This window comes from Stenotrophomonas rhizophila, assembly GCF_003651185.1.
Taxonomy (GTDB): Bacteria; Pseudomonadota; Gammaproteobacteria; order Xanthomonadales; family Xanthomonadaceae; genus Stenotrophomonas; species Stenotrophomonas maltophilia_Z.
Genome location: NZ_RCDC01000004.1, coordinates 2,595,395 through 2,619,287, shown reverse-complemented (window position 1 = coordinate 2,619,287; position 23,893 = coordinate 2,595,395). Strand labels below are relative to the sequence as shown.

Genomic DNA, 23,893 nt, shown 5'->3' with positions numbered 1-23,893 from the left:
ACCATATAGACTATGTGGTTGATAGGTCAGGTGTGTAAGTACAGCAATGTATTGAGCTAACTGATACTAATGATCCGTGTGGCTTGACCATATAACCTCAAGTTGCCTTGGCCGACATGACATGTCGATAGATCCCAAGTGCACGCTACGTCACAAGACTTACGAGAGGCAGGCGCCTTATTCGTTTCTTTAGGATGGCGACGCTCCAACTGTCTCCCTGGTGAAATTAGCGCTGTGGAACCACCCGATCCCATCCCGAACTCGGAAGTGAAACGCAGCTGCGCCGATGGTAGTGTGGCCTAAGCCATGCGAGAGTAGGTCATCGCCAGGGTTTTTACCCCGAAAACCCCGCTGCTCACGCAGCGGGGTTTTCTTTTTGTCTACGATTCCGTGCCTGCCTGGGGGCAGCTTGGCCACAGCGCCTGCCCACAACGCGGGCACGGCATGCCGGCAGCGGTCGTACCTGTCTGTAGAGCGCGCCGCCGCGCGGGCGTATCGTCATGGCTGCTGATGAAGGACGCCCCCATGCCGCTGAACTGCGTGATTCTCGACGACTACCAAGGCGTGGCGACATCGTCCGCCGATTGGCACCGGCTCGGCGATGCGGTGCAGATACGTACGCTGACGACATCCCACACGGGCGATGCGCTGGTGGCCGCACTGCAGGACGCCGACATACTGGTAGTGATGCGTGAGCGCACGCCGATCACCGCCGAGCTGCTGGCCAAGCTCCCATGCCTGCGTCTGCTGGTTACCAGCGGCATGCGCAACGCCGCAATCGACGTCGCCGCCGCGAAGGCGCGGGGCGTGGTCGTGTGCGGAACCGACAGCCATCCCGAACCGGCCGTGGAACTGACCTGGGCGCTGATCCTGGGGGTGATGCGGCACCTGGTGCCTGAGGCCAACGCGTTGCGCAGGGACGGGCCGTGGCAGCAGACGCTCGGCCGGGACCTGCATGGTGCCCGGCTGGGGCTGCTGGGATTGGGCAAGATCGGGCAGCGCGTGGCGCGGATCGGCCAGGCATTCGGGATGCAGGTCAGTGCGTGGAGTCCGAACCTGGATGCCGCCCGTGCGCAGGCCGCGGGCGTGCACTTGGCGGCGTCCAAGCAGGCATTGTTCGCTGACAGTGATGTGGTCTCGCTGCACCTGGTGCTGGGTGAGCGCACGCGGGGCATCGTTGATGCGGCCACGCTGGCCTGCCTGCCGGCACACGGCTACCTGATCAACACCGCACGTGCCGGCCTGATCGATCAACACGCGCTGATCCAGGCACTGGCGCAGAAACGCTTCGCTGGCGCCGGGCTGGATGTCTTCGACATCGAGCCCCTCCCGGTCGGGCACCCGCTGCGCACATTGCCCAACGTACTGGCGACGCCGCACCTGGGTTATGTCACCGCGCGCAATTACCGGGATTATTTCGGCCAGGCGGTCGAGAACATCGCCGCCTGGCTGCAGGGCGCGCCGAGACGCGTGCTGGACTGACGCCGATCAGGCCACCGCGGCGGGGCGGTACGCCTGTTCCTGATGACGGAACACGGCGACTGCCTGGGTCAGGTCGGCAGCCTGCGCTTCCAACAGCCGTGCGGCTGCACTCGCCTCTTCGACCAACGCCGCATTCTGCTGGGTGGCATCGTCCATCTGCGCCACCGTCCGGTTGACCTGATCGATGCCGGCAGCCTGCTCCTGCGAGGCCGAAGAGATCTCGGCCATGATGCCGCTGACACCGGCCACGCTGCTCACGATCTCGCCCATGGTCTGCCCGGCGTCCTGGACCAGGCGCGCGCCGTCGGTGACCTGCACGACCGAGGCATCGATCAGCCCCTTGATCTCCTTGGCTGCCTCGGCCGACCGTTGTGCCAGGCTCCGTACCTCGCTGGCAACCACCGCGAAGCCGCGGCCCTGCTCGCCTGCGCGTGCTGCTTCCACGGCGGCGTTGAGGGCAAGAATATTGGTCTGGAAGGCGATCCCGTCGATCACCCGCGTGATGTCGCCGATGCGGTGAGAGGCGGTCTGGATGGCGTCCATGGTGGTCACGACCTCGCTCACCACCTGGCTGCCGCGGGTGGCGACATCATGCGCGCCGTGCGCCAACGCACTGGCCTGGCGCGCGTGTTCGGCGTTCTGGCGCACGGTGGAGGTCAGCTCCTCCATCGAGGCGGCGGTTTCCTCCAGATGGGCAGCCTGGCGTTCGGTACGCTCGGACAGATCATCGTTGCCACTGGCGATCTCACTGGCGGCCAGCGAAATCGAGCCGGTGCACTGCTTGATCCGTTCGACCATCGCGGTCAGTTGCTCCGCCGTCGCATTGGCGTCGCGCTGCATGGCCTGGAACGACCCGTGGAAATCGCCCCGCATGCGCTGGTCCAGATCGCCATCGGCCAGCGCCGAGAGCACGCGGCGGATCTCACCGACCGTGCCACCCACGCTGTCCAGCAGCTGGTTGATGCCGCCGGTCAGGCCGTTGAGGAAGCTCGCGCCTCCGTCCGTGGCCTGCAGCCGGCGATCAAGATCGCCCTTGCTGGCCGCCTCGACGATATCGGCCACGGCGTGTTCCAGCAGCAGTTCGTGGGTACGGTCATGCCATTCCACCGCGAAGCCCTGGCGCTGGCCCTTCGCATCGAATACCGGCGTGACAACCTGGGCGAAATGCACCGGGCCGATCCGCACACGCCCGTGATGGGTGGCCATCAACGTATTGAGGATGGCGCGGATGCGGTCCGGATTCGCATGGAAACGGTGGATGCTGCTGCCGACCAGGCGCTCGGCATCGAAGTCGGGGAAGGCCTCACGCAGGCTGTCCTGCTGGTTGCGCAGCAGGGTCACCACCGACTGGTTCACGTAGCGGATCACGTGGTCGTTGTCGGCGATCATCATTGCGGTGCGGGAGACATCCAGCGCCTGCCGGACCTGGGCGTCGTGCGTGTGTTCGACGCGATCACGCGCCTGCGCGCGTGCTGCCTCCGCAGCCAGCGAGAGCGCTCGCGTCTGTGCCTGCCGCAGTGCATCGCCCTGCTGCCGCACACGCAGCGCGAGCAGGCCCAACAGTGCGGCTGCGATCGCGACGGGAAGCAGCGCCCAGGGTTGCCGCTGCCAGATCGCAGCGATCACGGCGGCGGCAAGCAGTACCCCTGCGGTGACCAGACAGGCCGCGTCAGCGGACGGCCGGGACATGCGCGTGCGCAGCAGATCGGGCGGGCGGGACGAGGCATCGGGAATGGCGGACATGGCGGCTCCAGAATCATCAGAAAGCGGAAAGCCCGCGGCGTGATCGCGCGCAGGCGGATGCCACACCCGTCACCGGCGAAGCGGTGGGTGCGGCAGCGGAAAGAAGCAGGGAGGCGCGCAGAGAGCACGCAGCGGAAAACGCCGCGTCGGCGGTGGCAATCACCGCCGGCATGGCCCGGTCCTGTGGGCGATGGCACGGCCAATCCGGCATTGCGACGACGTTCCCTGGAAGCCTGGGTGATGCGCGGCTTCGCAACGGCGGAGCAAGCGACGACAGTGCGGCCAATGAAGATCGGCCTGCATCATCGGTATCGGTCGCTGCCGGGATAAGTTGAGTGCGACCGTGTGTCGCACCGTGCAGGGCTTACCCGGCGAGGAAGCCCTGGATCACCTCGGCCACCACCTGGGGATGCTCCATGTGCAGATGATGCGTGCCCGGGAACACGGCCAAGCGGCCTTCGCGCAGCAGCGAGATGCGCTGGCTGCGCAACGGCTCCGGGTAATACGACTGCGCTGGCGTGGCGTAGATCACCTGGGTCGGGCATTCGATCGCGGTGAGCAGGTCGTCGATCTGTGCTTCGCTCAGGCGCATCGCGGTGGGCAGCATCAGGCGCTGATCGCTGCACCAGCTCAAACCCCCTTCAACAGGCTTGACGCCGCGCTCGACCAGCAGGCGCGCACACCGCTCGCTGAGCTGGTTGGCCATCATACGGGCGCGGATCGGCGCGGCCAGATCAGGGAACACGCGCAGTTTGCGGGTGGGCAGCGCCCGCGCGGCACGCACATGCTCACGCAGGCGCTGTGCGGTTTCATTCTCCGGGCCCCGCAGGCCGCCGAGGGCCTCGATCGCGATCAGGCGCTCGACGCGTTCGGGGGCGGCCGCCGCGGTAAGGCTGGCAATGCCGGCGCCCATCGAGTGGCCGAGCAGCACGAAGCGGTCCCAGCCCAGCGCATCGGCGACGTCGAGCACGTGGCAGATCGCACCGGGCGTGTTGTATTGCGTGCCGGGCGGCAGGTGCGCGCTGTGGCCGTGGCCGGGCAGATCGATCGCCACCAGCGCCAGCGCCGGCAGCTGCGCCGCCAACGGTACGAAGCTGGCGGCGTTGTCGAGCCAGCCATGCAGCGCCAGAACACGCGTGCCGCCGGTCTCAGCCGACCGCAGGCCGGCCACCGTGCTGCCGGCAACCGGCAGCGAGAACGGCTGCAGCGTCATGCCAGCGCCGCGATGCTCAGCCGCGACAGCGCCAGTGCATGCGCCTGCGCGTCGTTGAGGCAGGGGATGTAGCGCATTGTCGCGCCGCGCTCGGCAACGGTCTCGGTAAAGCCCATCGCCACCTCTTCCAGGGTTTCCAGGCAGTCGGTGGCAAAGCCGGGGCAGACCACGTCCATGCTGCGCACGCCGTTCTCGGCCATCGCCCACAGGGTGGGTTCGGCATAGGGCTGCAGCCATTTCTCACGGCCGAAACGCGATTGGTAGGTCAGCTGCCAGGCATCGTCGGCCAGCTCCAGGGCTTGGGCGATCGCGTGGGCGCTGGCTTCGCAGCGCTGCGGATACGGATCGCCGGCGTCGGCCAGGCGCTGCGGAATACCGTGGAAGGAGAACACCAGCTTCTCGCCACGGCCGTGCTGTTCCCACCACTGGCGGATGCTGCCGGCGACGGCGGCGACCCAGTCCGGGTCGACCGCGTAATCGCGCACCAGGGTTACGGTGACGCCGGGATGTTTCGGCTGCCACTCGCGCACCTGGTCCTCGATCGAGGCGGTGGTGGTGGTCGAATACTGCGGATACAACGGCAGTACCACGATCCGTTTCATGCCTTCGGCGGCCAGCCGGTCCAGCTCGGCCGGCAGCGCCGGGGCGCCATAGCGCATCGCATGGCGCACCCGCAGGTCGGGCATCAGGCCCTGCATGGCCTCGGCCAGCCGGCGCGTGTAGACCATCAGCGGGGAGCCCTCCGGCAGCCAGACCTGGGCGTACTTGGCGGCCGAGCGACCACTGCGCAATGGCAGGATCAGCCCGAACAGCAAGGGTTTCCAGAACAACGGCGGAATCGCGACCACGCGCGGGTCGCTGAGGAACTCAGCCAGGTAGCGACGCACCGCCGGGGCGGTTGGCGTCTCGGGCGTGCCTAGATTGACCGCCAGCACGGCGGTGTCGGGTGCGTCGAGCATGCCGCCATTCTCGCAGGTCTGCGCGATTGGCGGGATGGATTTGGATGATGAACGCGATCTGGCAGGCATATCGATAGCCCGGAATACTCATTGCCGATTCATCGCCGGCCTTCTAACGTCGAGAAGCGTATCGACCCCGGTCGTACCTGCCGCTATCTTGTATGAATCGACTTTCTGGAGCCCACCCATGCGCCGCCTCAGCCTTGTTCTGCTGATCTCCGCCAGCCTGCTGTCGACCCAGGCCATGGCCGGGCCACAGGAGGACCAGCGCGCCCGCAATGCCGTGCGCGTCCTGAATGAAATCCAGGACATCCCCGAGCAGGGGATTCCCGACAAGCTGCTCGACGAAGGTCGCGCGGTCATTGTCATTCCCGACACGATCAAGGCCGGTCTGGTGATCGGCGGCCGTCGCGGCCACGGCTTGATGTCCGTCAAGACGCCGGATGGCAGCTGGTCCAACCCGGTGTTCGTGAAGCTCACCGGCGGCAGCATCGGCTTCCAGGCCGGTGTGCAGTCTTCCGATGTCGTGCTGGTATTCCGCAACGATCGCAGCCTGGACAATCTCGTCAACGGCAAGTTCACCCTGGGCGCCGATGCCGGCGTCGCCGCCGGTCCGGTCGGCCGCAACGCTGCCGCCGCCACAGATGGCCAGCTGAAGGCCGAAATCTGGTCCTGGTCGCGCGCTCGCGGGCTGTTCGCCGGTGTGGCACTGGATGGCGCCGTGCTGCAGATCGACGATGCCGCCAACCTAGATGCCTACGGCAGCAACACCACGCCGCGCATGGTCTTTGAAGGCCGTGTCGGCGAGCCGCCGTCGGTGGACGTGGTCGCCTTCCGTGATCGCCTGGAAGAAGCCACCTACACCGCCCGCGAGAAGCGCGGCACCGCAGGCAGCGCGCCTGCACCGGCCCCCGCCCCGCGCGCCGCTGCCGTGCCGGTTCGACCTGAACAGGCGCCGGCCCCGGCCGCCGCTGGCGCGACCACCGCCCCGTTGCAGTCCGTGCCGGCGCAACCGGCCCCGCAGCAGGGCTTCCAGCCGGTCGGCGACGGTGAAGTCCGTACCGAATCGCTGGACGGCAACTGACTTTTGTCACGCGCGCCGGCTTACCGCCGGTGCGCTATGCTCAACCGTCTGATCACTACGTAATGAGCGAGTCATGGGCAGTTTCAGCATCTGGCATTGGTTGGTCGTGCTGGTCATCGTTCTGCTGGTGTTCGGCACCAAGAAACTGACCAGCGGCGCCAAGGACCTTGGCAGCGCCGTCAAGGAATTCAAGAAGGGCATGCGCGACGAGGACAAGCCGAACGCGCAGCTCAGCGACAGTTCGCGTCCGCAGGACTCGACGACGTCGCAGACCGAGCACGACCGCGACCCGCGCTGATCCGGGCGGCTTGGCGTGTTCGATATCGGTTTCAGTGAACTGCTGGTCATCGCGGTGGTGGCCCTGGTGGTGCTTGGCCCGGAGCGGTTGCCCAAGGCAGCCCGCTTCGCCGGGCTGTGGGTGCGCCGTGCCCGCAACCAGTGGGATTCGGTGAAGCAGGAACTCGAGCGTGAACTGCACGCCGAAGAGATCAAGCGGCAGTTCGATGATGTGAAAACCTCGATGCGCGATACCGAGTCGCAGCTGCGCGCCAGTGGCGAAGCGGTGCGCCGCGAAGCCGAGCAGATGCGCCAGGACGTGGCGCGGCACGGCGATGACGTCGCCGCGGCTGCCGAGGACGAGCCGGTGATGACCGGCCCCGCACCGGGTTCCCCGGCCAGCGTGGCCCAGCATGTGGTGGCCACCGAGGGGGCCGAGCCGCCGCGCGATGCGATGGCGCCGCCGGGCATTGATGGCAGCGCACCGCGTGCGGACGTCCCGGCGGCTCTGCCGCCGTCGACTGACACCGCGCCGCCTACGCCTGCGCCTGTGCCCACGCCGCCGAACCACGAGGCACCGCGATGAGCGAGCATGAAAGCAACGAGAGTTCGCTGGTCGAACACCTGATCGAGCTGCGTGCACGCCTGGTGCGCGCGTTGATCGGCCTGGGCGTGGTGTTGCTGGGCCTGATGCCGTTCTCGCGGCAGATCTACACGATGATCGCCGAACCGCTGATCTCGCAGCTGCCGAACGGGCAGACGATGATCGCGACCAATCCGGCCGGCGCGTTCTTCGCGCCGTTGAAACTGACGTTCTTCGTGGCGGTGTTCATCGCCGTGCCGTGGCTGCTGTTCCAGCTGTGGTCGTTCGTGGCGCCGGGTCTGTATGCCCGCGAAAAACGCCTGGCGGTGCCCTTGCTGGCCTCGTCGGTGCTGCTGTTCTATCTGGGCTGCGCGTTCGCGTATTTCCTGGTGTTGCCGGCGGTGTTCCACTTCCTCACCACGTTCCGCCCGGAGGTGATTGCGATCACCCCCGATGCGACGGCGTACCTGGATTTCGTGCTGGCGATCTTCTTCGCCTTCGGCACCAGTTTCGAGCTGCCGGTGGCGATGGTGATCCTGGTGCTGCTCGGCTGGATCACGCCGCAGCAGTTCAAGGAAGGTCGCGGCTATGCGATCGTGGGCATCTTCGTGCTGGCCGCGGTGCTGACGCCGCCCGACGTGGTCTCGCAGCTGATGCTGGCCATCCCGATGTGCCTGCTCTACGAGCTGGGCATCCACGCCGCGCGCTGGCTGGTGCCACGCCCGGGCGGGAAAGAGCAGCCGGAGTAAGGCACAAACAAAAACCCCGGCCAAGGCCGGGGTTTTGTCTGTATCAGGCCGCGAACACGTTGTTCGGGCCCGGCATCGGCGGCGGGGTCTGCGGCCCCTGCTGGCCGAACATCTGCTTCCACGCGGTGTAGATGGCACCGGCGAAGACCGGCATCACCACGCCCATCAGCAGCAGCTGCGCCACGAACAGCGCGAGCATCGTGCCGCCGATCAACTGCGCGATCAGCGCCACCAGCATGACGCCGAAGTAGATCGCAAACACCGCCACGAAGGCGAGCAGGAAGAACACCAGCATCGCCAGCACGTTGTGCAGGCAGGCGCGCAGGCTCAGGCGCATCGCCTGCAGGCCGTTGCGGTGCTCGAACATCACCTGCGGCGGCAGGGTGAACAGCGCCAGCGCCATCGCCAGGAAGGTCACCACCACCAGTGCCAGCCAGAGCAGGATGCGCATCGCCGGCAGGCTCGCCATCAATTCTTCGATCTGCGCCGGGTCCGGCTGCGCGCCGGACTGGCTGATCGCGTTGAGCTGCACCATCACCTCGCTCAAGTGCTGCAGGCCACTGCTGCCGATCAGCACCAGCAACAACACGCCCAGGAACAGGCCGGCCACCAGCTGCGGCAGCAGCGAGGCGAGCAGGTTCAAGGCGCGGCCTTCATGCAGGCCCTGCAGCAGGTGCGACGGCTGCGCGACGCGACCCTGGTCGACTTCGCGCACGGCCCACACCAGGCCGCCGAAGAACAGCGGGCCGGCCAGTGCCATCAACAGCTGCGCCAGCGTGCTCAGCGCCGGGCTGACCATCGCCAGCGACATCACCAGCAACGCGGCCACGGCCCAGATCACGCCGAGCAGGCCCAGCGCCAGCGGCGCCTTGCGCAGCAGGGTGAAACCCGACACCAGCCATTCCGCGCCGGCGGAGGCCGGCAGCTTGCGAATCTCGCTCATAACATTCCGGGACAGGGGAGAAGGCGCGAACGCCCGATTGCGGTCGATTATCCCTGTTTTCCCGGCGCGTGACCTGAAGGCCGCCCGGCGCGGCGCGGACGCTGCGTTGCGCCCGGATGACGTCCCCCGCGCGGGGCTCAGGCGTTGCGTGCCTGGCGGACGAAACGGCGCAGCAGCTGGCGGGCCAGCGGCGCGGCGCTGACGTCGCGGGCGACACTGCGCGCGCAACCACCGTGCTGGCGGATGCACTCGGCGCGGGCGCGGACGTAGCCGCGCATGTGGTGGGTGGCGAACTCCGGATGGAACTGCACGCCCCAGGCGTGTGCGCCCCAGCGGAAGGCGTGGCAGTTGTCCTGCGCCGAGCGTGCCAGGATCGCCGCGCCCTCGGGCGCGCGAAGCACCGTCTGCAGGTGGGTGGCGTGGGCCGGGAAGCGGGCCGGCAGGCCGCCGAACAGCGGATCGTCGACTGCGGAAGGATCCAGCGCCAGCTCGATCGTGCCGGACTCGCGCCCGGCCGGGTTGTAGGCGACTTCGCCGCCCAGCGCGTGGGCGAGCAGCTGGTGGCCGTAGCAGATACCGAACACCGGGCGGTCGTCGTGGGCGGCTTCGCGCAGCCACTGTGCGCTGCGTTCACTCCACTCGGCGCGGTCGGTGACGTAGGCGGCCGAACCGCTGACGATCACGCCGGCAAAATCGCGGTGGCTGGGCAGGGTGCCGCCATGTTCGACATCGACCACCACGGTCTCGTCGGCATCCAGCCCGGCCGCGACCCGGATCCAGTGCGAAAACCGCCCGTAGCGGCGCAGCGAGGCGACGGGTTGGCCGGTTTCAAGAATCAGGAACGGGGCGGAATTCATCCGGGGGAGGCAGGACCGAGAGGACTTCCTCGATTGTAGTCAGCCCTGCCGCTACCTTTTCAAGCCCCGCGCGGCGCAGGGTTCGTACCCCTTCAGCACGTGCGGCACGGTTGAAGGCGGCCAGATCCATGTCCGCGCGGATGTGCCGGCGCAGGCTGGAACCCAATGGCAGCAACTCATACAGGCCCACGCGACCGAGGAAACCGGTGCGCCGGCAGTCGATGCAGCCGACCGGTGCATATGGCGTGGGCGCCTCAGGTAATGCCGCATCGGCATCAGTCAGCACCGCCCATTGCTCGGCCGAGAGCGCCGTGGGCACTTTGCAGTGGGTGCACAGGGTGCGCACCAGGCGCTGGGCCAGCACCCCGTTGAGGGTGGAGGCGAGCAGGTAATGCGGCACCCCCAGGTCGAGCAGGCGGGTGATCGCCGAGGGCGCATCGTTGGTATGCAGGGTGGACAGCACCAGGTGGCCGGTGAGCGAGGCCTGGACCGCCATCTGCGCGGTTTCCAGGTCGCGGATCTCGCCGATCATGATGATGTCCGGGTCCTGCCGCAGCAGGGTGCGCACGCCGCTGGCGAAATCCAGGTCGATGTTGGTCTGCACCTGCATCTGGTTGAATTCCGGCGCGATCATTTCGATCGGGTCTTCCACCGTGCAGACGTTCACCTCCGGCGTGGCCAGCCGCTTCAGCGTGGAATACAGCGTGGTGGTCTTGCCCGAGCCGGTGGGCCCGGTCACCAGCACGATGCCGTGCGGGCGCTCGACCAGGGCGGTCCAGCCGGCCGCCTCCTGCGGGCTGAAGCCGAGCTGGTCGATGCTCTTGAACGCGGCATCCGGGTCGAAGATGCGCATCACACACTTTTCGCCGAATGCGGTGGGCATGGTCGACAGGCGCATTTCCACTTCGCGCCCGCCTGGCGAACGGGTCTTGATGCGGCCGTCCTGCGGACGCCGGCGCTCGGCCAGGTCCATCCGGCCCAGCACCTTGATCCGGCTGACCACGGCGGTCATCACCGCCGGCGGCACCTCGAACACCTTGTGCAGCACGCCATCGATGCGGAAGCGCATGCGCCCCATGTCGCGGCGCGGCTCCAGATGGATGTCCGAGGCGCGCTGCTCGTAGGCGTACTGCAGCAGCCAATCCACGATGTGCACGATGTGCTGGTCGTCGGCGTTGACGTCGCCAGCGCGGCCCAGTTCCACCAACTGCTCGAAGCTGGGCAGGGTGCTGCTGGTCTCGCCGCGGACATCGCCACGGGCGCCGCGCACCGAGCGCGTCACCCCGTAGAACTCCATGGTGTAGCGGTGCAGGTCGAGCGGGTTGACCATCGCCAGCTCGATCCGGCGGCGGCTCAGGTGCTGCAGGTCGCGCAGCCATTCCTGGGCCAGCGGCTCGCTGGTGGCGACCAGCACGCGCTCGCTGTCCACCGCCAGCGGCAGGAAGCGGTGGCGGCGGGCATAGGCGTGGGACACCAGGGCGGTGACCGCCGAGACGTCGACCCGGGTCGGGTCCACCCGCAGGTAGCGCACACCCGCGCGCTGGGCCAGCCATTCGCTCAGGCGCTCCAGACCGAGCTCACCACCGCCGCTGGCGCCCAGCTTCAGGTTGGCCAGCAGCACCAGCGGATGGACCTCGCTGGCGTTGCGTGCGCCCGGGGCGGAGAAGCGGATGCGCTCCAGATCGGCGGCGGCGACCAGGCCATCGGCGACCAGGGCGGCGGCGACCTGGTCGAAATCCAGGCGGCCGTGCGGCAGGGAGACGCCCCCCGCAGGGACGCTGGCAGACGCCGCAGGCAGGCGTGGATCCATCCTCCATTTCCCCAGGCACGGAAGGCCCGTGCGGTCGGTCGCTATACTAGCGCACCCCTTCTGCAGGCAAGAATCCGCCGCATGTCCGCGATCCCGAACGTTCCGATCACTTTCCAGGGCCTGATCCAGACCCTCAACCAGTATTGGGCGCAGCAGGGCTGCGTGCTGATCCAGCCGCTGGACCTGGAGGTCGGTGCGGGCACCTTCCACCCGGCCACGTTCCTGCGCTCGATCGGTCCGGAAAGCTGGAATGCCGCGTACGTGCAGCCCTCGCGCCGCCCGACCGACGGCCGCTACGGCGAGAACCCCAACCGCCTGCAGCGCTACTACCAGTACCAGGTGGCGATGAAGCCGAGCCCGGACAACATCCAGCAGCTGTATCTGGATTCGCTCAAGGCGCTGGGCATCGATCCGCTGGTGCATGACCTGCGCTTCGTCGAGGACAACTGGGAATCGCCGACGCTGGGCGCCTGGGGCCTGGGCTGGGAAGTGTGGTTGAACGGGATGGAAGTCACCCAGTTCACCTATTTCCAGCAGGCCGGCGGCCTGGAGTGCAAGCCGGTACTCGGCGAGATCACCTATGGTCTGGAGCGCCTGTGCATGTACCTGCAGAACTGCGACAACGTCTATGACCTGATCTGGACCTACGGTCCGGATGGCACCCCGGTCACCTACGGCGATGTGTACCTGCAGAACGAGATCGAGCAGAGCACCTACAACTTCGAATACGCCGACGTGGACGAAATGTTCCACCGCTTCGATGCCTGCGAAAAGGAAGCACAGAAGCTGGTCGATGTCGGCCTGCCGCTGCCGGCGTATGAGCAGGTCTGCAAGGCCAGCCATGCGTTCAACCTGCTGGATGCGCGCCGCGCGATCAGCGTGACCGAGCGCCAGCGCTACATCCTGCGCGTGCGCGCGCTGGCCCAGGCCGTGGCCAGGCTGTACGAGGCCAAGCGCCTCGAAGCCGTCGCCGCCAAGGAGGTGCAGGCATGAGCACGATGCAGCCGCTGCTGATTGAACTGGGTACCGAAGAACTGCCGGTCAAGGCGCTGCCGGGCCTGGCCCAGGCCTTCTTCGATGGCATCGTCGACGGCCTGAGCAAGCGTGGCGTGGCCATCGAACGTGGCGATGCCAAGCCACTCTCGACCCCGCGCCGCCTGGCCGTGCTGCTGCCCGGCGTGGCCGTTGAGCAGCCGGAACAGCACAGCGAAGTGCTGGGCCCGTACCTGAACATCGCGCTTGACGCCGAGGGTCAGCCGACCAAGGCGCTGCAGGGTTTCGCGGCCAAGGCCGGGATCGACTGGACCGCGCTGGAGCGCACCAGCGATGCCAAGGGCGAGCGCTTCGTGCACCGCTCCACCACGCCGGGCGCGCGCACCGCGACGCTGCTGCCGGAGATCCTGCGCGAGGCGATCGCCGCGATGCCGATCCCCAAGCCGATGCGCTGGGGCAGCCACACCTACGGCTTCGCCCGCCCGGTGCATTGGCTGGTGCTGCTGCATGGCCCGGACATCATCGAGGCCGAGGTGCTGGGCCTGAAGGCCGACCGCATGAGCCGCGGCCATCGCTTCATGCATGACAAGACCGTGTGGCTCAGCGCGCCGGAGGACTACGTCGCTTCGCTGCAGGCCGCCTATGTGCTGGTCGATGCCGACGCGCGACGCGAACGCATCGTCGAGCAGGTCAACGCCGCTGCCGCGCAGGCCGGTGGCCAGGCACGCATCACCCCGGACAACCTGGAGCAGGTGGTCAACCTGGTCGAGTGGCCGGCGCCGGTGCTGTGCAGTTTCGAGCGCGAGTTCCTGGCGGTGCCGCAGGAAGCGCTGATCGAGACGATGGAGATCAACCAGAAGTTCTTCCCGGTGCTCGATGCCAGCGGCAAGCTGACCGAGAAGTTCATCGGCATCGCCAACATCGAGTCCAAGGACGTGGCCGAAGTGGCCAAGGGCTACGAGCGCGTGATCCGTCCGCGCTTCTCCGATGCCAAGTTCTTCTTCGATGAAGATCTGAAGCAGGGTCTGGAAGCGATGGGTGATGGCCTGAAGACCGTCACCTATCAGGCCAAGCTGGGCTCGGTGGCCGAGAAGGTGACCCGTGTGGCCACCCTCGCCGAGGCCATCGCGCCGCAGGTGGGCGTCGAGCCGGTGCTGGCCAAGCGTGCTGCGGTGCTGGCCAAGAACGACCTGCAGTCGCGCATGGTCAATGAATTCCCGGAACTGCAGGGCATTGCCGGCCGGCATTACGCCGTGGTCGGCGGGGAGTCGCCCGAGGTCGCGCTGGCCATCGACGAGGCGTACCAGCCGCGCTTCGGTGGGGATGACATCGCACTGTCGCCGCTGGGCAAGGTGCTGGCCATCGCCGAGCGTCTGGATACGCTGGCCGGTGGCTTCGCCGCGGGCCTGAAGCCGACCGGCAACAAGGATCCGTTCGCGCTGCGCCGCAACGCGCTTGGCCTGGCCCGGACGGTGATCGAAAGCGGGTTCGACCTGGATCTGCGCGCGCTGATCGGTACCGCCATCGCCGGCCTGCCGGCAGGCGTGCAGCCCAGTGCCGAACGCAAGACCGAGGCGCTGCCGCAGGAGCTGTACGACTTCATCATCGACCGCCTGCGCGGCTACTACGCCGACAAGGGCGTGCCGGCCACGCATTTCAACGCGGTGGCCGAGCTGAAGCCGGCCTCGCTGTACGATTTCGACCGCCGCATCGATGCCATCGGCACCTTCGCTGCGCTGCCCGAAGCCGAGGCGCTGGCCGCGGCCAACAAGCGCATCCGCAACATCCTGCGCAAGGCGGAGGGCGAGATCCCGGGGATGATCGACCCGGCGCTGCTGGCCGAGCCGGCCGAAAGCGAACTGGCCGAAGCGGTGGAAGCGGCCATCGATGACAGCAACGCCAGCCTGCACCACAAGGACTATGTGAGCGTGTTGAACCGATTGGCGCGCCTGCGCCCGCAGGTGGATGCGTTCTTCGATGCGGTGATGGTCAATGCGGAGGACCCCGCGCTGCGGGCCAATCGCCTGGCCCTGCTCAAGCGCCTGGGCGACCGCCTGGGCAGCGTGGCGGCGATCGAACACCTGTCCAACTGATGCTGCGGGGCAGGACGCCCCGAGGCTCACCAGAAGGCGCGACGGCTTCGGCGGTTCGCGCCTTCTGCGTTTTCAGGCGTGGCGCGTGCAGCGCTTCGTTCGCGCTGGGTGCGTCATGGGGCGTCGCGGACGGTTCTGTCCGACACCGTGCTGTCATCGATCAGGGCTGACACGACGCTGACGACTTTCTCGCGGAATTTAACGGCTTCTTCACCGCCGTTCTGAAACGGCCACGCCGATTTCGCATGCTCGCGATGGCCCGTTATGCTGTCGCCATGCAGCCAACGAAATTCGCCCTTCCGCTGATGTTCCTGTCCCTTGCCACCGCCTCGGTGGCACATGCACGGGGGACCATCGAGAAAGTGGACATCAAAGGATTGGACAAGGGCGACGATGCCGAGATGATCGAGAACATCGAGGTCTCGCTGTCCCTGTACGACACCATCGGCAAGCCGCAGGGCGAGTCCCGGCTGGAGTATCTGCTGTCGCAGGCCGAGCGCCAGACCCGCGAGGCGCTGGAGCCGTTCGGGTATTACAACCCGACCATCACCGTGGAAAGCCCGCGCGAAGGCGAGAACCTGCGCGTGGTGATCCAGGTCGAGAAGGGACCGCCGACCCTGGTCCGCCGCGAGCACATCGACATCACCGGCCCGGCCCAGCTGGACCAGTACCTCCAGGAAGACCTGGAGAACTTCAAGCCGCGCAAAGGCCAGCGGTTCGAGCACACCGAGTACGAAGCCAGCAAGATCCGGGTGACCCGGCGCCTGGCCGAGCGCGGGTATTTCGATGCCGACTTCACCCAGCGCCAGGTGCAGATCACCCGCGCCGAGAACGCGGCCGACGTCGATCTGACCTGGGACAGTGGCCGCCGCTACAACATGGGCGAGATCCGCTTCCATCAGGATTACTTCGTCGACAAGCTGTTCGACCCGCTGGTGTACTGGGACGAAGGCAGTTACTTCCACGAAGGCAAACTGGACCGCCTGCGCGAATCGCTGACCAAGCTCGATTACTTCAGCGTGATCGACATCCAGCCGCGCCCGGACCAGGCCGATGACAACGGCGATGTGCCGGTGGACGTCAACCTGACCCGCGCCAAGCGCACGATCTATACCGCCGGCCTGAGCTACGGCAGTGAGAGCGGCGCCGGTGTGCGCGGTGGCCTGGAGCGGCGCTTCCTCAACAGCCGCGGCCACAAGATGAACACCCAGCTCGACTATGCGCAGAAGCGCAAGAGCCTGGTCACCAGCTACCGCATCCCGGGCTTTGCCTGGCTCGACGGCTGGTATGCGTTCACCGCCAGCGCCTATGACGAGCAGACCGATTACATCGACCTGCGCAACTTCAAACTCTCGGCCAGCCGCAGTGGCGAAATCAACGAGAACTGGACCGCGATCGCCTCGATCAACGCCCTGCGTGAGCGCTGGCGCTACGCCTCGGGCACCGAGTTCACCGATGCGGTCTACAACACCTCCACGCTGGTCTACCCGCAGCTGGTGGCCGACTACGTCAACGTGGATGATGAGATGTTCCCGCGCCGCGGCATCAGCGGCAGTGCAACGCTGCGTGGCGGCGTCGAAGGTGCCGGCTCGGACACCAGCTTCGTGCAGGCCAACATGGTGCTGCGCTGGTATGTGCCGATCGGCGACAGCGACCGCCTGATCCTGCGCGGCGAAGGTGGCACCACCTGGACCAGCGATCTGGTCGCGATGCCGCCGAGCCTGCGCTTCTTCGCCGGTGGCGACCGCAGCATCCGCGGCTATGCCTTCCGCGAAGTCGGCCCGCGTACTGCACCACCGGACAAATACGCGCTCGGCGCGAAGAACCTGGTGGTCGGCTCGGCCGAGTATGAGCATTACTTCAAGGGCGGGCCGTGGGGTGCGGCGGTGTTCGTCGACACCGGCAGCGCGTTCGACAATACGATCGATCTGCATACCGGCGTGGGCTTCGGCGTGCGCTGGAAATCGCCGGTGGGCCCGGTGCGCGTGGATATCGCGCATGGCCTGAACAACCCGGATTCGCAGTTCCAGCTGTACCTGAACATCGGAGCGGACCTGTGAGTACGCCGACGCCGTCCGCACCTGCCACCCCGCCGCCGCCGCGCGTGCGTTTCTACCGCAAGCGCCGCTTCTGGGCGTGGTCGGGCTTCACCGTGCTCGGCCTGGTGCTGCTGGCCCTGCTGCTGGTGTACTGGCTGCTGCAGACCGTGGCCGGCCGTGATGTGCTGCTGGCCCAGGTGGTCGCGCGGTTGCCGGTCGGCGCCTCGCTCACCTGGAGCAAGGTGGATGGCCCGGTCGCCGGGCCGCTGGTGCTGCACGACCTGGACTTCCGTTACGACGACATCCATTTCACCGCCGAACGCGCCTACCTGGATCCGGACATCCGGCCGCTGCTGGGGCGCAAGCTGCAGCTCGATGCGCTGCAGATCAAGAACGCCACGCTGAACCTGGCCAAGAGTGATGAACCGTTCGAGCTGCCGTCGTGGCCGGACTCGCTGCCGCAGATTGAAATGCCGCTGGCGATCCAGGCCGACACCATCATCATCGATGGCTTCCGGATCACCCAGGCGCAGCAGCCGCTGATCGACATCGCCAAGGTGCGCGGTGGCGTGGAAATCGCCAATGGCGAATTCCGCGCGACCCAGCTGAAGGTCGACAGCGACATGGGCGATTTCCGCGTGGATGGCCGGTACCTGCCGCGCAGCGATTACGACACCGATATCACCATCGGCGCGCTGATGCCGGCGCCGCGCGGGCGCACCCCGGCGCGGCTGGGCCTGGTCGCACGCGGCGACCTGGGGCATATGGAAGTGGCGATCGCCGGCAATGCACCGGCGCCGCTGCAGGCCAGCCTGGTGTTCGATGGCCGCACCGACCCGGTGTGGAAACTCGCTGCGCGCAGCAAGGAACTGGACCTGGCGCTGCTGGTGCCGGAGATGGACGCGAGCACCAGCACGCCGATGGCGCTGGATGTGCAGGCCGATGGCAAGGGTGGCCAGGCCAATCTGCAGGGCAGCTTCAAGCAGGGCGACATCGCGGTGGAACTGGCGCCCTCCAAGGTGGGTCTGGCCGACCAGGTGCTGACCGTGTCGCCGCTGCAGGTGAAGGGCTTTGGTGGCCAGGCGCGGCTGGAAGGCATCGCCGATTTCACCGACAAGGAAAACGCGAGCCTGCGCTTCTCCATCGTCGCCAACGACCTCACCTTCGTACCCGCCGCCGATACCACCACCCCGGGCGCCGCTGCGCCGGTGCCGGTGACGCTGAAAGAAGCGCGCATGGGCCTGGCCGGCACGCTGAAGGCGTGGGCGGCGGTTGGCCGTGCCTCGGTGGAACGCGAGAAACAGGTCGCCGAGCTGCAGTTCGACGTGCGCGGCAATGACCAGGCCGCCGTGATCAAGCAGCTCCAGGCCAGCACCCCGGGCGGTTCGCTGGATGTCACCGGCCAGGTGGCCTGGGCCCCGCAGCTGGATTGGGACGTGGCCGCCAAACTGGCCGGCTTCGATCCGGGCTACTTCGCACCGGGCTGGGACGGCAAGCTGTCCGGCTCGTTTGCATCGAAGGGCCGCCAGTTGCCGCCGCCGGCCGGCAGTCCGGCCGGTACCGCTGGCAGCTACGAAGCCACCGTCGATGTGCCCGGCATCAAGGGCACGCTGCGCAAGCGTGCGCTGGATGCACAGGGCAAGTTCGCGCTGCGCGGCGAGCAGGGCGAGGGCAACCTCCGGCTGGCGCTGGGCAACAGCCGCCTGACCGCCAAAGGCTCGGTGGGCGACCGCCTGGATATCGATGCGCAGCTGGAGCCGGTGCAGTTGGACGACCTGCTGCCCAACAGCAGCGGCAGCCTGCGCGGCCACGTGCTGATCAAGGGCGCGCGTACCGCACCGGACATCACCGCCGATCTGGTCGGCAGTGGCCTGCGCTGGGACGACTGGAGCGCCGAGGCGATCAGCATCCAGGGGCGCCTGCCGTGGCAGGGCGACAGCGGCACGCTGGCGGTGCAGGGCAGCAAGATCCAGGTCGGCATGCTGCTGGACACGCTCAACGTGAATGCCCGCGGCAGCCTCTCCCATCTGCGCCTGGATGCACAGACGAAAAACGAGCTGGGTGCTGTCGCGCTGGAAGGCGGCGTGCGCCAGCAGGGCCAGGCCTGGCGCGGTGATCTGACCGCGCTGCGTATCGCACCGGTCAAGGGCGATGCCTGGAGCCTGCGCGCGCCGGCCACCTTCAGCGTGCAGGGCACTAACTTCACCCTGAGCGATGCGTGCCTGGGTGCCGCCACGGGCGGCGCGCTGTGCGCCAGTGCGAACTGGCCCCGCGAAGGCCTGCTGGTGCGCGGCGATGCGCTGCCGCTGGCGCTGGTGCAGCCGTGGCTGCCACCGCAGTCCGGACGCCGCATCTTCCTGCGCGGTGAAGTGAATCTGGATGGGCGCATCCGGCCGCGCGGCAACGCGTGGGAAGGCAGCGCTTCGGTCACCTCGCGCGAAGGCGGGGTACGCCTGGGCGACAACGCGCGTGGCGAGCTGGTGCGCTATGACCAGTTCTCGGTGAACCTGGAGATGACCCCGCAGCAGATCAACGCCAAGCTCGGTGTCGGTTTCCAGGGTGACGGCTTCGTCGATGCCAAGGTGCAGACCGGCTGGGATGCCAACGCGCCGCTGACCGGCGAGCTGTACATGAACATCGCGCGGCTGTACTGGCTGGAACTGTTCTCGCCCGACATCGTGCGCCCGACCGGCCTGATCGAAGGTCACGTCAGTCTGCGCGGCACGCGTGGTACGCCGTCGTTGGGCGGTGAGGCGACGCTGAGCAAGTTCAACGGCGAGTTCCCCGCGCTCGGCCTGACCTTTGCCGAAGGCAAGGGCAGCTTCACCGCGCAGCCGGATGGCTCGGCCAAGATCAGCGCGCAGGCCAACTCCGGCAAAGGCACGCTGTACGTGGATGGCGGGCTGTCGTGGTTCGGCGATGCACAGCCACTGCAGCTGCATATCCACGGCGAAAACGTGCTGCTGGCCAACACCAGCGAGCTGCGCGTGATCGCCAACCCGAACCTGGACTTCACCCTGGCCGGCAGCGCGATGCAGCTGCGCGGGACCGTGCACGTGCCTGAAGCGGATCTGGACCTGGAGCGCCTGGACCGTGGTACCTCGGTCTCCGAAGACGTGGTGGTGCTGGATCCGGTCGATCCGGAAGAGGGCCCCAGCTCGCCGCTGGACATGGACCTGACCGTGAGCCTGGGCGACAAGGTCAAGATGGCCGGGTTCGGCCTGAAGGGGGCGCTGACCGGCAAGATGCAGGTGTGGGCACGCCCCGGGCGTGAGATGACCGCCAACGGCGGGCTGGAAGTCAGTGGGCGCTACAAGGCCTACGGCCAGGACCTGACCATCACCCGCGGCAACTTGAACTGGAACTACAACGCGGTCTCCGATCCGCGCATCAACATCCGTGCCCAGCGCGCCGTCGGCGATGTCACCGCCGGCATCGACGTGACCGGGCGGGCGCAGTCGCCACGTGTGGATGTGTGGTCGGAACCGGCGATGTCGCAGTCCGAAGCACTGGCCTATCTGGTGCTGGGACGCAGCCTCACCGGTGCCAGCAGCGACCAGACCCAGCAGGTCAACGCGGCCTCGGCGGCGCTGTCGGCCGGCAGCGGCCTGCTCGCCTCGCAGCTGGGCGCCAAGCTCGGCCTGGACGACGCCGGCGTGAGCCAGTCGCGCGCGCTGGGTGGCTCGGTGATCGGCTTTGGCAAGTACATCTCGCCCAAGCTGTACATCGGCTACGGCGTCTCGCTGGTCGGCAGTGGCTCGGTGCTGACGCTGAAGTACCTGCTGCGCCGTGGCTTCGATGTGGAGCTGGAGTCGAGCACGGTGGAGAACCGTGGGTCGCTGAACTGGCGGCGGGAGAAGTAAGCCACGGCCGACGGTCCAGGCGCCCCTGACCATCGGCCGTTGCCCTGCCGGGCCTCAGTGGCTAAGGTCTCTGGCTGTTCTGACGTACCGGATGTGCCCATGTCTTCACGCAAACCCCTCACCGCCGCGCTGGCGCTTGGCCTGACCCTCGCCGCCGGCGCCCATGCCGACGAAGGCATGTGGATGCCGACCCAGCTGCCGGACCTGGCCAAACCGCTGAAGGCGGCCGGCTTCAAGGGCAACCCGGGCGACCTGGCCAACGTCACCGCGCCGCCGCTGAGTGCGGTCGTGCGTGCCGGTGGCGGCACCGGTTCGTTCGTCTCCGACGACGGCCTGCTGCTGACCAACCACCATGTGGCCATGGGCGTGATCCAGTACAACACCTCGCCCGAGCACAACCTGATCAACGAGGGCTTCATCGCCACCGGCCGCAGCGATGAGCGCGCGGCCAACCCCGATTTCCGCGTGCTGGTCACGGTCGGGTTCGACAAGGTCACCGATGAAGTGCTGCGCGATGCGCGCGGCAAGACCGGGCGAGCGTACTTCGATGCGGTGGACCGCGCCAGCAAGCAGCTGGTGGCTGACTGCGAGAAGGAAGGCAACATCCGCTGCAGCGTGGCGGACATGTACTACGGCACCGATTTCTATCGCATCCGCCAGCTCGAGCTGAGCGATGTGCGCCTGGTCTACGCGCCGCCGCGCGCGATCGGCAACTACGGCGATGAGATCGACAATTTCATGTGGCCGCGCCACACCGGCGATTTCACCCTGCTGCGTGCCTACGTGGGCAAGGACGGCAAGCCCGCGCCGTACAGCGTGGACAACGTGCCGTACCACCCGCCGGCACACCTGAAGATGGCGATCGACGGCCCCAAGACCGGCGATTACGCCATGCTGGCCGGCTATCCGGGCATCACCTACCGCCATCGTACCGCCGCGGAATTCGCCAGCCAGATCGATGCCGTGCTGCCGCGTCGCGTGGCGGTGTTCCAGCAGATGATCGACACCATCGAAGCGGCCAGTGCAAAGGACGCGCAGGCACGCACCCGCTACGCCTCGCAGCTGCAGTCGCTGAAGAACAACCGCAAGCGCGCCGCTGGCGAGCTGGAAGGCCTGCTGCGCAGCGATGCCAAGGCGCAGCGTGCCGCCGATGAGGCAGCGATGCTGCAGGCCACCGACGCGAAGTACCGGGGCGACATCCAGTCGCTGCTGACCTCGCTGTCCGGCGGTGCTTCGGTGGGCGAGCGCGATCTGCTGCTCGATCTGCTCGCGGCGCAGAGCCAGCTGCTGCGCTCGGCGCTGACCCTGGAGCGCCTGCGCATCGAATCGGCCAAGCCCGATGCCGAGCGTGACACGGGCTACCAGCAGCGCGATCTGGCCTTGATCGAGGGCGTGCTCAAGCAGGTCCAGCGCCGCTACGATCCGGCCATCGAAAAAGCCCTGCTGACCACGCTGCTGACCCGCTACCAGCAGTTGCCCGACGCGCAGCGCGTGCCCGCGTTCGACGCGGCCTTCGGCCGCACCCCGGCCGCGCTCGCCAAGACCTTGGACACGCTGTACGCCAACACGCACCTGGGCGAGGAAACCGAGCGCCTGTCGCGCTTTGCCGCGGCGAAAGAGGGCAAGGCGCTCGCACGCGATCCTTTGATCGATCTGGCTGGCCCGCTGGTCGCCGCGCAACTGCGCCTGGATGACGAGCGCAAGACCCGCGAAGGCGAGCAGCTGCGACTGCGCCCGGCGTACATGCAGGCGCTGTTCGCCTGGCGTGCCAAGCAGGGCCGCGCGGTCTACCCGGACGCGAACCGCACGCTGCGCATCAGCTACGGCAAGGTCGAGGCACTGTCGCCGCGTGATGCCGTGCATTTCGACCCGGTGACCACCGTGGCCGGCATCGTCGAGAAAAACACCAACGCCTATCCGTTCGATGCGCCCAAGCCGCTGCTGGACGCGATCGCCAAGGGTGATTTCGGTTCCACCGCCGATCCGGTGCTGAAGACCCAGACGGTCAACTTCCTGACCAACCTGGACACCACCGGTGGCAACTCCGGCTCGCCGGTGCTCAACGCCAAGGGCGAGCTGATCGGCCTGAACTTCGACAGCAACTGGGAGTCGGTCAGCGCCAGCTGGTGGTTCGACCCGCGCTTCAAGCGCGCGGTGCACGTGGACATGCGCTACCTGCGCTGGCTGCTGGCCAAGGTTTACCCGGCGCCGGAGCTGCTGAAGGAAATGGGCGTTCCGGCCGAGTAAAGGACAGGGCCGGTCACGATCCACGGCCGTGACCGGCAACAGCCGTTTCCAAGCGTTGGCATCCGTCGATCGGGGTGCGGGCGCTATCGCATTTGGCTCGTTTCCGGGCGGCAGCTAGACTGCAGGCCGGTGAAGGGAGGCAGCGGTCACGTGACGGCAGACCAGGACAACCGCGGCGGCGCGCAGCTGCCAGCGGCACACAAGGAACTGGACGGTTTGACCGTCTGGGTGGTCGAGGACGACCCGGAACTGCTGGCCCTGATGCTCGATGACCTGCAGTGGCGCGGTGCCGCGGTGCGGGGCCTGGGCAGTGCAGAGGCGCTCTACCGCGCGCTGTTGCATGATCGCTGCGATATCGTCGTGCTCGATGTCGGCCTGCCCGGCGAAGACGGGTATACGGTGGCCAGCCACCTGCGTCAGGCCGCCGATATCGGCATCGTGATGCTGACCGGGCGTGGCAGTCCGCACGACATGGCGCATGGCCTGACCCAGGGGGCCGATGTGTACCTGGTGAAACCGCTGGACCTGGACGTGCTGGCCGCCGGGCTGCTCAGCCTGCGTCGTCGCTTGTCCGCAGGGCGCCCGGCCGTGCAGACCGTCACGGAGGTGCAGCGGGCCTGGCAGCTCTCTGCCGATGGCTGGACGCTGCAGTCGCCCACGCAGCAGACGCTCGCCTTGACCGCCATGGAGCGTGCTGCACTCCAACTGTTGTTCGACGCGGCGGGTGAGCCGATCACCCGCGAGCGGCTGATCGAACGCATCACCGATACCCCTTGGGACTTCGACCCGCATCGGCTGGACGTGCTGGTGCATCGCCTGCGCGCGCGCGTGCGTGCGGCCACCGGCGCGGAACTGCCGATGCGCGCCCTGCGTGGACAGGGTTACCTGCTGACCGCCTGACCCGGCGTTTCCCCGTGTGAGCAAGTGTGAGCCAGCGTGAGCGGGCGGCACTGACTTGC

Annotated in this window: 17 protein-coding genes and 2 rRNA genes; 13 read left to right on the top strand and 6 right to left on the bottom strand. The window is 67.5% G+C overall.

Annotated elements, in window-relative coordinates; translation table 11 throughout:
- The 3 genes from BCL79_RS11635 to BCL79_RS11625 form a co-directional block, all read left to right on the top strand.
- Positions 1 to 91 (top strand): 23S ribosomal RNA (locus tag BCL79_RS11635); the annotation flags it as partial.
- Between the two features lie 125 nt (positions 92 to 216).
- Positions 217 to 331 (top strand): 5S ribosomal RNA (gene rrf / locus BCL79_RS11630).
- A 194-nt stretch (positions 332 to 525) separates the two neighbouring features.
- Positions 526 to 1,482, top strand: a complete 957-nt coding sequence (locus BCL79_RS11625) for a D-2-hydroxyacid dehydrogenase family protein (protein WP_121041020.1) — start codon at positions 526 to 528, stop codon at positions 1,480 to 1,482.
- A 6-nt stretch (positions 1,483 to 1,488) separates the two neighbouring features.
- Here the strand turns inward: BCL79_RS11625 and BCL79_RS11620 are convergent, their stop codons facing one another.
- From BCL79_RS11620 to hemH, 3 genes are all read right to left on the bottom strand, one after another.
- Positions 1,489 to 3,225: a methyl-accepting chemotaxis protein gene (locus tag BCL79_RS11620; RefSeq protein WP_121041018.1), complete on the bottom strand. Its 1,737-nt coding sequence runs from the start codon at positions 3,223 to 3,225 to the stop codon at positions 1,489 to 1,491.
- Between the two features lie 364 nt (positions 3,226 to 3,589).
- Entirely contained in the window at positions 3,590 to 4,438 is an 849-nt protein-coding gene (locus BCL79_RS11615) for an alpha/beta fold hydrolase (RefSeq protein ID WP_121041016.1), read from the bottom strand.
- Positions 4,435 to 5,397: a ferrochelatase gene (gene hemH, locus BCL79_RS11610; RefSeq protein ID WP_121041014.1), complete on the bottom strand. Its 963-nt coding sequence runs from the start codon at positions 5,395 to 5,397 to the stop codon at positions 4,435 to 4,437. The genes BCL79_RS11615 and hemH overlap by 4 nt, the downstream gene beginning before the upstream one ends.
- Before the next feature lie 187 nt (positions 5,398 to 5,584).
- On the opposite strand from hemH, the gene BCL79_RS11605 reads away from it, so the two are divergent.
- From BCL79_RS11605 to tatC, 4 genes are all read left to right on the top strand, one after another.
- Positions 5,585 to 6,481 (top strand): lipid-binding SYLF domain-containing protein, encoded by an 897-nt coding sequence (locus tag BCL79_RS11605; protein WP_121041012.1) that lies wholly within the window; start codon positions 5,585 to 5,587, stop codon positions 6,479 to 6,481.
- Positions 6,482 to 6,554: 73 nt separating this feature from the next.
- Positions 6,555 to 6,779 (top strand): Sec-independent protein translocase subunit TatA, encoded by a 225-nt coding sequence (gene tatA, locus BCL79_RS11600; RefSeq protein ID WP_121041010.1) that lies wholly within the window; start codon positions 6,555 to 6,557, stop codon positions 6,777 to 6,779.
- Between the two features lie 15 nt (positions 6,780 to 6,794).
- A complete protein-coding gene (gene tatB, locus BCL79_RS11595; RefSeq protein ID WP_121041008.1) occupies positions 6,795 to 7,343 on the top strand; it encodes a Sec-independent protein translocase protein TatB in 549 nt (182 codons plus the stop codon).
- Entirely contained in the window at positions 7,340 to 8,089 is a 750-nt protein-coding gene (gene tatC / locus BCL79_RS11590) for a twin-arginine translocase subunit TatC (RefSeq protein WP_102788725.1), read from the top strand. The genes tatB and tatC overlap by 4 nt, the downstream gene beginning before the upstream one ends.
- Positions 8,090 to 8,132: 43 nt before the next feature.
- Here tatC and BCL79_RS11585 read toward each other — a convergent pair whose 3' ends face one another.
- The 3 genes from BCL79_RS11585 to BCL79_RS11575 form a co-directional block, all read right to left on the bottom strand.
- Positions 8,133 to 9,032: a BPSS1780 family membrane protein gene (locus BCL79_RS11585; protein WP_070470085.1), complete on the bottom strand. Its 900-nt coding sequence runs from the start codon at positions 9,030 to 9,032 to the stop codon at positions 8,133 to 8,135.
- Between the two features lie 137 nt (positions 9,033 to 9,169).
- Complete coding sequence (locus tag BCL79_RS11580) at positions 9,170 to 9,889, bottom strand: glutamine amidotransferase (RefSeq protein ID WP_121041006.1); 720 nt, start codon at positions 9,887 to 9,889, stop codon at positions 9,170 to 9,172.
- The gene (locus BCL79_RS11575; protein WP_121041004.1) at positions 9,861 to 11,699 is read right to left on the bottom strand and encodes a GspE/PulE family protein; all 1,839 of its coding nucleotides are present in this window, start codon (positions 11,697 to 11,699) and stop codon (positions 9,861 to 9,863) included. Before BCL79_RS11575 ends, BCL79_RS11580 begins: the two co-directional genes overlap by 29 nt.
- Before the next feature lie 81 nt (positions 11,700 to 11,780).
- Between BCL79_RS11575 and glyQ the strand changes: the two genes are divergently transcribed.
- From glyQ to BCL79_RS11545, 6 genes are all read left to right on the top strand, one after another.
- A complete protein-coding gene (gene glyQ, locus BCL79_RS11570) occupies positions 11,781 to 12,692 on the top strand; it encodes a glycine--tRNA ligase subunit alpha (protein ID WP_102788722.1) in 912 nt (303 codons plus the stop codon).
- Complete coding sequence (glyS, locus tag BCL79_RS11565; RefSeq protein ID WP_121041002.1) at positions 12,689 to 14,785, top strand: glycine--tRNA ligase subunit beta; 2,097 nt, start codon at positions 12,689 to 12,691, stop codon at positions 14,783 to 14,785. Before glyQ ends, glyS begins: the two co-directional genes overlap by 4 nt.
- Before the next feature lie 254 nt (positions 14,786 to 15,039).
- On the top strand, positions 15,040 to 16,845 hold the full coding sequence (locus BCL79_RS11560) for an autotransporter assembly complex protein TamA (protein WP_121041000.1): 1,806 nt from the start codon (positions 15,040 to 15,042) through the stop codon (positions 16,843 to 16,845).
- Positions 16,842 to 20,687: a translocation/assembly module TamB domain-containing protein gene (locus BCL79_RS11555; RefSeq protein WP_121040998.1), complete on the top strand. Its 3,846-nt coding sequence runs from the start codon at positions 16,842 to 16,844 to the stop codon at positions 20,685 to 20,687. The genes BCL79_RS11560 and BCL79_RS11555 overlap by 4 nt, the downstream gene beginning before the upstream one ends.
- Positions 20,688 to 20,786: 99 nt before the next feature.
- Complete coding sequence (locus BCL79_RS11550; RefSeq protein WP_121040996.1) at positions 20,787 to 22,934, top strand: S46 family peptidase; 2,148 nt, start codon at positions 20,787 to 20,789, stop codon at positions 22,932 to 22,934.
- A gap of 150 nt (positions 22,935 to 23,084) precedes the next feature.
- Complete coding sequence (locus tag BCL79_RS11545; protein WP_121040994.1) at positions 23,085 to 23,834, top strand: response regulator transcription factor; 750 nt, start codon at positions 23,085 to 23,087, stop codon at positions 23,832 to 23,834.
- Positions 23,835 to 23,893: the final 59 nt, after the last annotated feature.

Excerpts from the sequence above, each read along its gene's own strand:
- glyS (WP_121041002.1), top strand. The coding sequence starts at position 12,689 with ATGAGCACGATGCAGCCGCTGCTGATTGAACTGGGTACCGAAGAACTG.
- BCL79_RS11620 (WP_121041018.1), bottom strand. The coding sequence starts at position 3,225 with ATGTCCGCCATTCCCGATGCCTCGTCCCGCCCGCCCGATCTGCTGCGC.
- tatC (WP_102788725.1), top strand. The coding sequence starts at position 7,340 with ATGAGCGAGCATGAAAGCAACGAGAGTTCGCTGGTCGAACACCTGATC.
- BCL79_RS11615 (WP_121041016.1), bottom strand. The coding sequence starts at position 4,438 with ATGACGCTGCAGCCGTTCTCGCTGCCGGTTGCCGGCAGCACGGTGGCC.
- BCL79_RS11550 (WP_121040996.1), top strand. The coding sequence starts at position 20,787 with ATGTCTTCACGCAAACCCCTCACCGCCGCGCTGGCGCTTGGCCTGACC.
- tatA (WP_121041010.1), top strand. The coding sequence starts at position 6,555 with ATGGGCAGTTTCAGCATCTGGCATTGGTTGGTCGTGCTGGTCATCGTT.
- BCL79_RS11585 (WP_070470085.1), bottom strand. The coding sequence starts at position 9,032 with ATGAGCGAGATTCGCAAGCTGCCGGCCTCCGCCGGCGCGGAATGGCTG.
- BCL79_RS11580 (WP_121041006.1), bottom strand. The coding sequence starts at position 9,889 with ATGAATTCCGCCCCGTTCCTGATTCTTGAAACCGGCCAACCCGTCGCC.
- BCL79_RS11560 (WP_121041000.1), top strand. The coding sequence starts at position 15,040 with ATGGCCCGTTATGCTGTCGCCATGCAGCCAACGAAATTCGCCCTTCCG.
- hemH (WP_121041014.1), bottom strand. The coding sequence starts at position 5,397 with ATGCTCGACGCACCCGACACCGCCGTGCTGGCGGTCAATCTAGGCACG.
- BCL79_RS11625 (WP_121041020.1), top strand. The coding sequence starts at position 526 with ATGCCGCTGAACTGCGTGATTCTCGACGACTACCAAGGCGTGGCGACA.
- BCL79_RS11605 (WP_121041012.1), top strand. The coding sequence starts at position 5,585 with ATGCGCCGCCTCAGCCTTGTTCTGCTGATCTCCGCCAGCCTGCTGTCG.
- glyQ (WP_102788722.1), top strand. The coding sequence starts at position 11,781 with ATGTCCGCGATCCCGAACGTTCCGATCACTTTCCAGGGCCTGATCCAG.
- BCL79_RS11575 (WP_121041004.1), bottom strand. The coding sequence starts at position 11,699 with ATGGATCCACGCCTGCCTGCGGCGTCTGCCAGCGTCCCTGCGGGGGGC.